This is a genomic window from Exiguobacterium sp. s150, from assembly GCF_018618435.1.
In the GTDB taxonomy this organism is placed as follows: domain Bacteria; phylum Bacillota; class Bacilli; order Exiguobacteriales; family Exiguobacteriaceae; genus Exiguobacterium; species Exiguobacterium alkaliphilum.
This window is the reverse complement of record NZ_JACSMC010000050.1, coordinates 1-12,764: the sequence shown is the minus strand read 5'-3', so window position 1 is coordinate 12,764 and position 12,764 is coordinate 1. Positions and strand designations below refer to the sequence as shown.

12 protein-coding genes are annotated in these 12,764 nt (G+C 55.3%); 9 read left to right on the top strand and 3 right to left on the bottom strand.

Going from position 1 to position 12,764, the window contains the following annotated elements; all coding sequences use genetic code 11:
* Positions 1-228: 228 nt before the first annotated feature.
* From KNP76_RS15085 to KNP76_RS15075, 3 genes are read left to right on the top strand one after another with little or no spacing between them, the layout of a single operon-like run.
* Entirely contained in the window at positions 229-999 is a 771-nt protein-coding gene (locus KNP76_RS15085; protein ID WP_034805457.1) for a DeoR/GlpR family DNA-binding transcription regulator, read from the top strand.
* Between the two features lie 16 nt (positions 1,000-1,015).
* A complete protein-coding gene (locus tag KNP76_RS15080; protein ID WP_214844989.1) occupies positions 1,016-1,678 on the top strand; it encodes a copper homeostasis protein CutC in 663 nt (220 codons plus the stop codon).
* Positions 1,679-1,738: 60 nt separating this feature from the next.
* On the top strand, positions 1,739-2,392 hold the full coding sequence (locus KNP76_RS15075) for a DUF975 family protein (protein ID WP_214844988.1): 654 nt from the start codon (positions 1,739-1,741) through the stop codon (positions 2,390-2,392).
* Between the two features lie 6 nt (positions 2,393-2,398).
* On the opposite strand, the gene KNP76_RS15070 is transcribed toward KNP76_RS15075, so the two are convergent.
* The 3 genes from KNP76_RS15070 to KNP76_RS15060 are packed head-to-tail and all read right to left on the bottom strand — an operon-like array spanning position 2,399 to position 5,295.
* Positions 2,399-2,647 carry a DUF2188 domain-containing protein gene (locus KNP76_RS15070; RefSeq protein ID WP_251137534.1) on the bottom strand — a complete coding sequence of 83 codons (249 nt, stop codon included), beginning with the start codon at positions 2,645-2,647 and terminating at the stop codon, positions 2,399-2,401.
* 45 nt (positions 2,648-2,692) lie between these two features.
* A complete protein-coding gene (locus KNP76_RS15065; protein ID WP_214844987.1) occupies positions 2,693-3,565 on the bottom strand; it encodes an NAD(P)-dependent oxidoreductase in 873 nt (290 codons plus the stop codon).
* Positions 3,562-5,295, bottom strand: a complete 1,734-nt coding sequence (locus KNP76_RS15060; protein ID WP_214844986.1) for an ABC transporter ATP-binding protein — start codon at positions 5,293-5,295, stop codon at positions 3,562-3,564. The genes KNP76_RS15065 and KNP76_RS15060 overlap by 4 nt, the downstream gene beginning before the upstream one ends.
* A 104-nt stretch (positions 5,296-5,399) precedes the next feature.
* On the opposite strand from KNP76_RS15060, the gene KNP76_RS15055 reads away from it, so the two are divergent.
* The 6 genes from KNP76_RS15055 to KNP76_RS15030 all read left to right on the top strand — a co-directional run bounded on the left by KNP76_RS15055 (position 5,400) and on the right by KNP76_RS15030 (position 12,641).
* Complete coding sequence (locus KNP76_RS15055; RefSeq protein WP_214844985.1) at positions 5,400-6,506, top strand: exonuclease SbcCD subunit D; 1,107 nt, start codon at positions 5,400-5,402, stop codon at positions 6,504-6,506.
* Positions 6,503-9,514 (top strand): AAA family ATPase, encoded by a 3,012-nt coding sequence (locus KNP76_RS15050; protein WP_214844984.1) that lies wholly within the window; start codon positions 6,503-6,505, stop codon positions 9,512-9,514. Before KNP76_RS15055 ends, KNP76_RS15050 begins: the two co-directional genes overlap by 4 nt.
* A gap of 6 nt (positions 9,515-9,520) precedes the next feature.
* Positions 9,521-10,312 carry an AAC(3) family N-acetyltransferase gene (locus tag KNP76_RS15045; RefSeq protein ID WP_251137533.1) on the top strand — a complete coding sequence of 264 codons (792 nt, stop codon included), beginning with the start codon at positions 9,521-9,523 and terminating at the stop codon, positions 10,310-10,312.
* A 20-nt stretch (positions 10,313-10,332) separates the two neighbouring features.
* Positions 10,333-11,220, top strand: a complete 888-nt coding sequence (locus tag KNP76_RS15040; RefSeq protein ID WP_214844983.1) for an alpha/beta hydrolase — start codon at positions 10,333-10,335, stop codon at positions 11,218-11,220.
* A gap of 81 nt (positions 11,221-11,301) precedes the next feature.
* Positions 11,302-11,712, top strand: coding sequence for a WapI family immunity protein (locus KNP76_RS15035; protein WP_211779384.1), 411 nt, complete (start codon positions 11,302-11,304; stop codon positions 11,710-11,712).
* Positions 11,713-11,795: 83 nt separating this feature from the next.
* Positions 11,796-12,641 carry a sulfite exporter TauE/SafE family protein gene (locus KNP76_RS15030; RefSeq protein WP_034805485.1) on the top strand — a complete coding sequence of 282 codons (846 nt, stop codon included), beginning with the start codon at positions 11,796-11,798 and terminating at the stop codon, positions 12,639-12,641.
* The last annotated feature ends 123 nt before the right edge of the window (positions 12,642-12,764 follow it).

Genomic DNA, 12,764 nt, shown 5'->3' with positions numbered 1-12,764 from the left:
AGAAGGGGTCCGGCCACCGAAAATCGGTGACCGGACCCCTCTTTTTATTAAAAAGCTCTAAAGCCGGCTAGTTATGTCCCAGCCTCTTTTTGTGGATTTCTGTTGATTTTAACGAAAATTCACGAAAAACATGTTGGATTTGCCCGTTCTTTACCTTCCGTTTACGTTAAATTTACATCCGTTCGCTACACTAAGAAAGGAAACGAATATTGCGGAGGAGGCAGGCTTGTGTCTTTAATAGGAGAAGAACGTAAACAAAAGATTGTCGAGTGGATTGAACGGGAAGGAAAAGTGAAGACGAGTGAATTGATTGAACGATTGAACGTCTCGGGGGAGTCGATTCGTCGTTATTTAGAGGAGCTCGAGAAAGAACATCGGATTAAACGTGTTTACGGCGGCGCCGTCTTGCATCAAAGCGTCTCGTTCCAACCGATGATGATTTCCAATATGGACGGGATTCGTCGCATCGCCTATACGGCGTTCCAACTTGTCGAAGATGACGCGCTCCTCTATATCGGTCACGGTGTCGCGCCCGAGCAAGTCGCGGCCCGGATGCGTGGACGGAATTTGACGATCGTCACGCCGTCGCTCATGGTCGCGAAAGCCCTGTTCGAACAGCGGGCGAAAGGTGTCTTCACGGGTGACGTCCAGCTCCTCGGCGGCACCATCGACCCGAAACATCTCGTCACGGTCGGTGAGCAAGTGTTACAACAGCTGAAGGCATACGTGTTCGATGCCGCCTTCCTGTCCGTCGAAGGGGTCGACCCTACGCTCGGGCTGACGTGCGACGCGTACGGGCTCGCTACGGTGTCACAAGCGGTCATGCAGCAGAGCCGTACGTGTTATTTGCTCGTTGACCATACCCAGTTCAATCAACAAAAGCGGTATCGGGTCTCGGACTTTTCAATGGTGACGACGATCATCTCCGACTTCCCGGAACCGACGGATTGGAAGCGCGACCTTGCAATCCACGAGGTCGATTGGCGCTTTGCCCCATAACAAAGGAGGAGTTTGAATGATTGAAGTCATCGTGACTACGTTAGAAGAAGCGAAACAAGCAGAACGTTTTGGAGCGGACCGGCTCGAGTTAATTGCCGATTTCCCTTCAGGCGGGACGACACCGAGCTTCGGGACGATTCGAAACGTGGTCGAGCATGTTTCGATCCCGGTCCATGTCATGATTCGTCCGCACGCGAACTCGTTCGTTTACAGCGAGGACGATGAGGAGACGTTGCTCGCGGACGTCGGGCTCTGTCGCGAACTCGGAGCTGCAGGAATCGTCTTCGGCGCATTGACGGCTGACGGGAGCCTCGATGAACGGATCCTTGGTGAAGTGATCAAGCATAAAGGGGACATGGCGCTCACGTTCCATCGCGCCATCGATGAGGTGAGAGATATACTCGCCGCCGTCGAGGTATTAAACGATTTTCCTGAAGTCGATCACGTCCTGACGTCCGGTGGAGCCTCGACGGCACGAGAAGGAATCGATTCGCTCAAGGCGATGCGTGAGACGGCCGAGATGAACATCTTACCCGGAGCCGGTATCGATGCGAATAATGTACGCGAACTGATGGAGACACTTGACGTCTCATTCGTCCACGTCGGGTCCGGGGTCCGGACTGACGGCGCGCTCGATGAGTCGAAGTTCCGACAGTTGCGCGAACAAATGAGGCAATGAAGCAGTCGTTAGACTGTTTTTTTGCTATAATGAAAAAAACGATATAATGTAGGTGACGTTATGCAGGCTTCCGTATATAAACAATTTGCTTTACGTATGCTCTCTGGAAATTGGGGCATCGCGATCTTTGCGGCCATCGCGACGATGCTCGTGCAAACGGTCGTCACGTCGCAACTCGACCTCTCGGCTGATGCGACGCCGGACGTTCTGTTCACATCGATTCTATTGTTGTACAGCTCGCTCGTCCTGCTCGCCCCGCTCGAATTGGGCCGGAACTGGATTTATCTCGACATCGCGAAAGAAGACAAACCGACGCTCGGCTTGCTATTCGATTCGTTCGGATCGCTCAGACAGTATGTGAAGGCCGTTGGTTATTACGCGGTGTTCTATCTTGGGTTGAATCTCCTCATGTTGCTCTTGATCGTACCAGGTGTGTGGTTTTATTTAACGTTTCGCATGGTCCCGTTCATCTTGCGTGACCAACCCGACCTGTCCGTTCTCGCCGCCATGAAAGTGAGCAAGCGACTCATGGACGGTAAAAAGCTCGTCATGCTCAAGCTGCTCGCGAGTTATATCGGCTGGTACGTACTCGTTTTAGTGACAGGCGGACTCGCCTTAATCTTCGTCCAGCCTTATCTCGAGACAGCACTTGCAGGACTCTATTTAGAAATCAAGGCAGAAAAAGAGGCGGAGCACGTAAAAACAGTCAGCTGAGCATACTCAGCTGACTGTTTTTTCATGTGTCATGACGATCTGATTTTTGGGGGTCAGGTGCTCATCGAACGCTTTCCGCTCTTCGCTCGATGCTTCCGCGTGCCATTTTTTTGCTTGTTCGGTGGCAATCGGGATGGCTTTTTTAGGAGAATATCCTTGGGCGAGCAAGGCGTTGGCGATATCGATGGCTTTCTTTTTGACGAGCGGGTCAAAGTTCTTCAACGATTGCGGATAGTCCTTCATGTTCCATGGCATGGACATTCGCCTCCTTCACTCACTTAATTCCACGCATCCCTCATTTCAAACGTCTTGATGTAGATAGTACTCAATCAGCGCCTGTGTCCCGTTATCTCCAAAGCCGTTCTCTTGAAGAATCGTATACAGCTTCGCGGCGAGCTCGAGGCTTGGCAGTTTCACGTTCAGCTGCTCGGCACTCGCTAAGGCGAGCCCCATGTCTTTGATGAAGTGTTTGATAAAGAACCCTGGCGAGTAATCCTCTTGAATCATCCGGGGGACGAGGTTCTCGAGCGTCCAGCTCCCGGCCGCGCCGCCACGGATCGTCTGACGCAACTGCTCGGCGTCGAGCCCGGCTTTTTTCGCGAACGCGAGCATCTCGGCGTTGCCCATCATGATGCCGGCGATGGCGATTTGGTTCGCGAGCTTGGCATATTGGCCGCTCCCTGCATAGCCCATCCGCTCGATCGCCTGACCCATCGCTTCAAACAAGGGACGCGCCTTCGTGAACGCGAACTCCCCACCGCCGACGAGGATGGACAGCGTCCCGTTTTTCGCACCGACGTCACCGCCCGTGACCGGGGCATCAAGCGGGAGCAAGCTCCGGTCGATGGCCGCCTCGGCGATGCGTTCGGCGAGGATTGGGGAAGACGTCGTCATGTCGATGACGAGCGTACCCGGTTCAGCCGATTGAAGAATCATCCCTTCGCCGAAATAAACTTCCTCGACGTCGGACGGATAGCCGACAATCGTGATGACGGCATCGGCCCCGGCGCAGACGTCAGCGACGGTGTCGCACCACGTGACGCCCGTCTCGAGTAAAGCGATTGCTTTCTCTTTTGTCCGTGTATGGGCCTGGACGTGGAATCCCGCTTTCATCAAGTTCCTGACCATCGCTTGTCCCATGACCCCGAGTCCGATAAATCCGATTGTCTTCATACTGATTGACCTCCTAATTGTTGTTGCGTGACAAGTTTTTCATAAAGTGCGTTATCTCGTAACAGTTGTTGATGCGTGCCACGACCACTAATCGCACCGTTCTCGAGAACGATAATCTGTTCGGCGTGTTGTACCGTCGACAGACGGTGGGCGATGACGAGCGTCGTCCGGCCGCGCATGAGCCGGTCGAGCGCCTCTTGGACGAGCCGTTCCGACTCGGAATCAAGGCTCGAGGTCGCCTCGTCGAGAAGCAAGATTTGCGGATCGCGTAGAAGCGCTCGGGCGATGGCAAGTCGCTGACGCTGCCCACCGGACAACCGGACCCCACGCTCCCCAATCTCGGTATCGAGCCCGTCTGTCATCGCCTCGATGAAGAGACGGGCGTTCGCCATCTCACACGCCTGTAAAATCTCTTCCTCGGAGGCGTCTCGTTTCAATCCGTACAAGATATTGTCACGGACCGTGCCCGATAGGACAGGCGAGTCTTGCGCGACGTAGCCGATGATTTGGCGCCAATCGTTCCGGCCATATGTTTGAATGTCTCGACTGCCGTAAGTGATTCGCCCTGACGTCGGCAGATAGAATTGTTCGACGAGCGCGAAGAGCGTCGTCTTGCCGGCTCCGCTCGGTCCGACGATCGCTGTCGTAGCCCCGAACGGAACGGTCATCGACAGCTGTTTGATGATGGGTGTCTCACCATATTGGAACGTCACATCCTCAAAGGCGAGTGACGCCTGTTGAATCGATTCCGCCCTGTCCGTATAAGGTTCTGCTTCCACGAGAAGCAGTTCTGAAATCCGTTCGGTCGCACCGCGCGCCTTTTGGAGACGCGTCAAAAACTCCGACATCGTGATAAGCGGCGTGATGATTTGGAACAAGTAGAGCATGAACGCGAGGAGTGACCCCGTCGACAGGGCACCGGTCGAGACACGGTACGCCCCGAAGCCGAGGATGGCGATGAGCATCGCCGTCAGCGTCACGTTAAGTAGCGGGATTAACAGCGCTTGAATGCGTCCTTCTTTTACCCCGTAATTGAACAGGAGCTCAATCCGGCGTTTTCCTTCTGTCACTTCTTCCGGCTCCGTCGCTTGCGACTTCACGAGGCGAATCTCGCCGAGCAGTTCGGCGAAGAACCCGGACAAGGCACCGAGTTCGTGTTGTGTCTTTTTGGCGATGACGCGCAACTTTCGGCCGAGCGGGATGACGATGAGCAGTGTCGTCGGCACAGAGAACAGGATGACGAGCGTCATCTGCCAATCGAGCGTGAACAAGATGCCGACCGCCCCGATGATCGAGACGAGTGAGGTCAGCAGACGGACGCTCTGCTCGGACAACAGTTGTTGGAGCGTCGTCGTATCGTTATTGAGCCGCGAGACGAGCTCGCCCGACTTGATGCCGTCGTAAAACGGGATCGGCAACGCGACGAGCCGTTCCCATAACGTCGTCCGTAAGTTCGCGACGACGCGCTGACCGACGATATGTAACCAATAGATTGAAATCGCGCTCGAGATGACTTGGACCAAAAACGCCACGATGAAGATGGTGACGAGCCGTGCATCGAGCATGGCGACGCTCCAGTTGTCGACGACACGTTGCAAGATGAGCGGGATGGCAAGTGAGGCCATCGCTTGAACGAGCGAGATGAGGATTGCCCCGATGAATAACGCTTTCGGAGGCTTAGCGATTCGAAACAGTCGAACGAATGACCGCCATGTGGTCGTAGATTCCATCACACGACCCCCTTTCCATTTAACTTTCGCTGTTTCGAAATGAAGTGTCAAGACGTCGAACTGGATTACCGAATAATGATAGAATAGATACGAGGTGAAGTGACATGAAATGGATACATACGGCCGATTGGCATCTGGGCAAGATCGTCCACGGCCGCCATATGACAGAAGACCAACGGATCGTCTTGTTCGATTCGTTTTTAACCATCGTCGATGAGGAGAAACCGGACGCGATCGTCGTCGCGGGAGATTTATACGACCGCGCCGTGCCGCCGGTCGAGGCCGTCGATTTGCTCGACGAGATGTGGAAAGCGCTCGTCTTAGAACGGAACATTCCCGTCCTCGCCATCGCCGGCAATCACGATTCGGCAGAGCGCTTGCAGTACAGCTCGAAACTGTTGACGAAAGTCGGGCTCCATATTGTCGGAAAAGTTGAGCCGAATACGGGACCGCTCGAAGTCGGCGGTGTCCCGTTTTATTTGATGCCGTTCCTCGAGCCGGCGCGGATTCGTTACGCTTTTCATGACGACTCTATTCGGACGCATCACGATGCGCTCGCCGCGGTCGTCGACGCTTACGGCGACATCGATAAACGAGCGGTCGCCGTCGGCCATAGCTTTGTCGCGGGCGGGCTCGAGACCGATTCTGAGCGTCAACTGTCCGTCGGGACGGCCGGACAAGTCGCGAAAGGCTTGTACGCCCCGTTCGGCTATACGGCACTCGGTCATTTGCATAACCGGGACGCGATTCAAGATGACCGGATCGCGTACAGCGGTTCGCTCATGAAATACTCGTTCTCCGAGGCGAACCATGTCAAATCGGTCGATATCATCGAATGGGACGGGACGTGGACGCGCCGGCGTCGCCCGCTCGAGGCGCGACGGGATCTTCGCATCTTGACCGGGACGTTAGACGAGCTGCTCGCCCCGTCATTCTATCAAGACGAGGCTGTGGAGGATTATTTGAAGATTGTGTTGACGGATGAGCGCGCCTTGTTCGACCCGATGGCGAAGCTGCGCACGGTTTATCCGAACATTCTCCATCTCGAGCTCGAACTGTTGCGCCGTCAGGACGAGACGTCACGCGTCGAACGGGAGAAGCTCGACCGTCGTTCGGTCGAGGACGTCTATCTCGACTTTTTCAAAGCTGTACATGGGAAAGACGCTGACGCACATGTCCGTGAACTGATCGAAGGGGGTGGTCTGAAATGAGACCTGTCAGCCTGACCATCACCGCATTCGGCCCTTACGCCGAGACGGAGACGATTGATTTCACGAAACTTGAAGGGCGTTCGATGTTCGTCATCAGCGGACGCACAGGTGCCGGCAAGACGACCATCTTTGACGCGATGACGTTCGCCCTATACGGCCGGGCGAGCGGGTCGCTTCGAAACGCGAGCGACTTTAGAAGTCAGTATGCGGAACCGGAGCGGAAGACCGAGATCGACTTCTCGTTCACGATTCGAGACGAGCGGTACCGCATCGTCCGTCAGCCGCAGCAACCGCATCCGAAGAACAAGACGCCGATCCCGCACGAGGCGGTGCTCTATGAATGGAACGACGCGTGGAAACCTGTCGCGACGAAAGTGAACGACGTCGAACAGACAATTGAGTCGCTCCTGCAGCTCAGTTATGAACAGTTCAGCCAAATCTTACTGCTTCCGCAAAATCAGTTCCGGCAACTGCTCGACTCGGATTCCGTCAAGAAACAACAGATTTTACAGTCGATCTTCAAGACGGAAGCGTATCGCGCGTTCCAAGAGGAATGGGTCGAACGACATGGGAAGTATCGAAAACAGGTCGAGTGGGCGATTGAGACGACGCGGTTAAAACTGTTAGAACTTGAAGACGAAGAGATCGAAACAGTTGCGATGCGGAACGTACCGGATATTGTCACGTGGCTTGAGGATAGGGAAGAACGTCTGTTACAAACGAAAGACACGGTGCAGCTAGAGAAGCGGGCGGCTGAGATCCGACTCGAGGAAGCACGGACGCATTTGAATGAGGCAACGGTACTACTCACGTTAATGGAAGAGCGGGATACTTACCGTAATGCGCTCAACACGTTCCGTGACGCAGAAAAGGATCGCGTGAGACGACGTGCCTTGATTGAGCGGCTCGAGAAAGTCGTGAACGTCCAACCGCACTATGAACGGTTCGAGACGCTTCGGCGCGATGCCGAGCGCATCAAAAAAGACCGCATCGAATCTCAAAAGCGTGACGAGACGTATGCGGCACAGCTTGAGACGTTACATGAACAATCCGACAAGATGACGGAGCTCCGCCAAGAAGCCGAACGGGCGAACAACCGATTGACTGACATCGCTGAATTGCTACCATATGTCGAGGAATGGCAACGCGCGACAGAAAAGCGGACAGCGTTGAAGCGACAGGTCGAGCAACTCGGTGTGTTCACGGACGAGGCTCGCTTAGTTGAGCTACGTGACCTGGAACAGAAGCTCGCGAAACAGCTTGAAGACAAGCCTGCGACTGAACAACTCGTCGAAGCGGAGCGGCGCTACAGTCAGCTCGAGTATCACAGCCACCTCGTTGAAAAATGCGAGCGTGTCGCCAGCGAGCTCGCCGCTTGTGAGCGGAACGGGAAAGACGTGCAGCGTCAACATACAGCCCAAACCACGCTTGTCGAGCGTTTCGTCGAAGCCGAGCATGCGCTCATGGCGGACACGCTCCGGGACCGGCTCAAGGCGGGCGATCCGTGCCCGGTTTGCGGTTCACGTAGCCATGAACCTGTCGAACGTTCTGGTGGAGGGGCGAACGTGACCGAGCATCAATTAGCGATCGAAACGCTCCGGCGGCTCGACACCGCGCTCCATGAGGCACGCGCCGACTATCGGGCGCTCAAGCGCCAACTCGATGAACTCGTCAATGAGCGCGACACCGCTTCCGAAGCGTTACAATTCCACGGTCCGGCGAGCGAGGCGCTCAAACATCAAGCGTCTCTCGTCCAAACACTCCGGGGCGATGTCGAAGAGCGTAAGCGCCTCGAGGCGACGTATCGGACGACCACGCAGGCGGTCAGGAAACTTGAGACCGCCAAGCGAGAGCAGGCGGAGAAGCGGCAATCCTTATTCGAAGCGTTGCAATCGATTCAAGAAACGTTACAGACGATGCGACAAGTGGACGGCATGACACGCACCACGTTGACGACTGAACGCGACCAGCTGACGTTACGACTCCAAGCCGTTACGCGTGAGGTCGCGGAGTATGAGCGTCGACTTGAAGAGGTCAATCGTCTGAAGTGGGGGGAAGCCGAACGATTCCGATTGCTCACGGAACAGCTCGAATTCGAGGAACGCCGGTTAAACAAAGCGCGGGCGCAACTCGACGAGGCACTTCAGAAAATCGAGTTGACAGAAGACGCATTCTTACAGGACCGGACGCTCGTCGACACGTTGCCGACGTTAAAAGAACGTCTCGCCAAAGAGCTCGAAGAGGCGGGGCGAATCGAACACGCCCTGCAAGCAGTGGAAGTGAAGATCGGGGCGCGGCCACGTCCTGAGGTCGAAGCGCTTAAAGAACGCGTCCGAGTGGCACAGGAGGAGAACGAGTCGCTCTCCGAACGTCTCGTCACCGCTGACGTCCACTTGAAACGTCACCGCCAGACGGTCCGCGAGTGGAATGCGCTTCGTGAACAAACGGATGCCGACGTCAGACGGCTTGAGACAATCAAGCTGATCGCCGATACGGGGCGCGGCGTGAACCCGCAGAAGCTGACGTTCGAGACTTACGTCCAGACGGCGTTCTTCGACCAAATCTTACATGCGGCCAATATCCATCTCGATCAAATGACGAGCGGACAGTTCCAACTTGAACGAAAAATCGAGACGGCAAAAGGAAATGCGAAGTCCGGCCTCGAATTATTAGTCTTTGACGCCTATACGGGCCAGTCGCGGCGTGTGCAAAACTTATCCGGCGGTGAAGGCTTTAAAGCTTCCTTGTCACTCGCCCTCGGCCTAGCTGAAGTCGTGCAGCAATTGAGCGGTGGCGTCAGCCTCGAGACGATGCTGATCGATGAAGGTTTCGGGACACTTGACGCCGAATCGCTCGACCAGGCGATCGAGTTGCTCATGTCGCTCCAATCGAGCGGTCGGCTCGTCGGGGTGATCAGCCACGTTCAAGAGTTGAAAGACCGCGTCGATGCCCGGATTGAAGTGAAGAAAACAAGGAGCGGGTCGACGATCCAGCTCGTCGTGGAGTGAGAGATGATGATGATGAGACATATGGAAACGAAATCGAGTTTAATCAGTCAGTTGCAAGCAGCCGGAATTCGACGAGGAGACGCGCTGTTCGTCCACACGTCCCTATCGAAGCTCGGTTGGGTATCGGGCGGAGCCCAGACAGTCATCGAAGCGTTGCAAGAGACCGTCGGACCGGAAGGGTTACTCATGATGGCGACCCAGACCGGGGACAACTCGGACCCTGCAGGCTGGGAGGCGCCGCCTGTGCCGGTCGAATGGTGGGAGACGATACGTGAGACGATGCCGCCCTACGACCCGAAAAAGACGGCGACGCGCGGAATGGGTCGTGTCCCCGAACTGTTCAGGTCGTACCCGAATGTGTATCGCAGCCAACACCCGATGTGGTCCGTCGCCGCTTGGGGAGACGACGCCGAGCAGGTCGTCTCCGGTCATACGCTCGAAGCGGGCTTTGGACCGGGCTCCCCGATTGAGAAGATGATTGAACGGAACGCAAAAATCCTTCATCTCGGTTCACCGCTCGATGCGACGACGCTCTGGCATTATGCCGAGTACGGGATTGACGGTCCGATGAAGCCGTTCGGTTGCGCGATGGTCGAGTCAGGGGAGCGGGTATGGAAGACGTTTGAACATGTCGACGTCAACAGTGACCCGTTCGGTCCGATCGGTGAGAATATCGTCAAAAGAAAAGACGTCAAGACGTTCACGATTCACGAGGCGACGTGCTACGTCATCCCGTCGGACACGTGGGAGCCCGTCCAACACGCGCTCGTCGCGTTGCGTAGCTGGCTATCTGACTAACAATGGAGAGGGGAAATCGGATGAACCGTTTTGTGAAGTATACAGGAATCGCCTTGGCCGTCATCGTGCTCGTCGCGTTCCTAGCTGTCGTGGGCATCTCGGCCCATATCGGCGACCAATTGACGTCACCCGTCCGCGAGACGTTGACGTTCACACCGAAAGCGCTCGACATCAAATATGAGAACGTGACGATTAAAGCGGAGGATGGCAGCGACTTGTACGGCTGGTGGATCCCGCACCCGACACCACGGGCGACAATCGTGTTCGCCCACGGGTATGGAAAAAACCGCGAGCAGTCGGATTTGCCACTGAAAGAACTGATCCCGGAGTTCCATAAACAGGGCTACCAGTTCTTGACGTTTGATTTTCGGGCGTCAGGCATCTCGGAAGGCGACCGCGTCACGGTTGGGGCGAAAGAACAGTCCGACTTACAAGCGGCCATCGCCTTCGCGAGGGAGCGGACTGATGGACCGATCGTCTTATACGGCGTCTCGATGGGAGCGGCGACGGCGCTTGCGACGGCCGATAAGACAGCGGTCGCAGCCGTCATCGCCGACAGTCCGTTCAGTGACTTGCGTGCGTATCTCGAGACGAATTTGCCGGTGTGGAGCGATTTGCCGAACTTCCCGTTCACTCCGGTCATCATGACGGTGACGCCGTGGTTCACCGGCCTTGATGCAGATCTCGTCAAACCGATTGACGACGTCGAAAACATCGATGCCCCGATTCTCTTGATTCATGGAAGAGGGGACGACGCCATCCCGGTGTCAGAGAGCGAACGGTTGGCCGAACGAAACGACCAAATCGAGTTATGGGTGACCGATAATGACGGTCATGTCGCCTCGCATAAAACGTTCCAAGCTGAATATCGGGAGCAACTGTTCGATTTTTTAGAGCGGGTGCTCTGAACGTGGAGTCTAGGGTAGCCTAGACTCTTTTCGTTCAGTCTGAAGTACCGTATAGGAATGGAAATCGATTGGAGTGATCAGATGGCGAAGATTCATCAAGCGGACGTGACGATTGAACTGTTCCCAAGAAAGTATTCAGAGAAAGGGGAAGACGTGTTCATCGCCTCCATGTTCACGATTGAGGTAGAACAGAGATTCATCTTCAATTTTTATGGATCATTGCTCCTCGAGTCAGAGTTTCAAGATTTATTGTCTGGTATGAGAGAATTGTTAGATGGCACGTCGGAGAAGTTTTTGCTCGATCCAATCGAACCATATTTCGTCTTAAGGATTGAACGGAAGGCGGACGATTTGTATAAATGGACGGTTTGGGCGAGGACCGGACCGAAGCGGGTGGATGCATTCTTCTTCCCGAGAGAGGCGGTGGAACGGTTTTATGGGCAGTTGGAGCAAGAGATGACGGAAATCTTGCCGCCACCGTTCTTGCCGTAATTCACATCAGAGACGCAGATAGCGTCTCTTTTTGTTATGATTAGTAACGAGAAGGAAAGAAAGAAGGGACCAAAATGGACATCATGGCAATACTCTCGTTTCTACTGCTTGGAGCGCTCATCGGGATTTTGAGCGGATTCTTCGGCATCGGGGGCGGGATTTTACTCACGCCGCTCCTGCTCGTCTTCGGCTACGAGGCGAGTGCGGCCATCGCGCTCAGTCTCATGCTCACGCTCGGGTCGACGACGGCGGGGACGATCTCCCATATCAAATTAAAAAACGTTAATCCGAAACACGCCCTCTTGATCGGTGCGTTCGGGGTCGTCGGGACGTGGGTGGCGACACCGCTCGTGTTTTATCTCGAGACGCTCGACGGGGCGAAACCCGTCATCTCGCTCGCCTATATCGCACTGTTGACGTATTTCGCGATCTCGTTTTTCCGTTCCAAACAACACGTCGAAGGGAGTGTCGGCTCCGAATCGGTGCCGCGGATCGGATTCATCGGACTGTTCGGCGGATTCATCTCGTCACTTATGGGTGTCAGCGGTGGCTTCGTGTTGACGCCACTTCAAGTCAAGTTACTCAACACCGAGATGAAACGGGCCGTCGGGACGAGTATCGCGGCAGCGCTATTGATCGTCTTGTCCGGTGTCGTCAGTTATGCGATTGCCGGGGCCGATACGAACTATTGGCACGGCCTTGCGCTCATCGCTGGCGCGATGATCGGCTCTCCGATTGGGGCGAAGCAATTGCAACGGTTCAGTTCGCAACTCGTGAAAAAAGCGCTCGGTGGCTTTTATGTCGCCGTCGCGCTCAGTGTGGCGTTGAACTTGCTCGGATTCAATGACATCTCGCTCGGGCTACTCGTCGTCCTCGCACTGACGTTCATCGTGGCGTTGTTCGTTCGTCCGAAAACAGCAGCTAAGTAGAAGAAAAACCCCGTCAACCGACGGGGTTTCAGATTGTAGACAAAACATTGTCTGCAGTCTTTTTTATTTGCCCGACCGGGCACAGCTCGCTTTTCTGGGGGCAAGCAGGGAGCCGCATCGCGA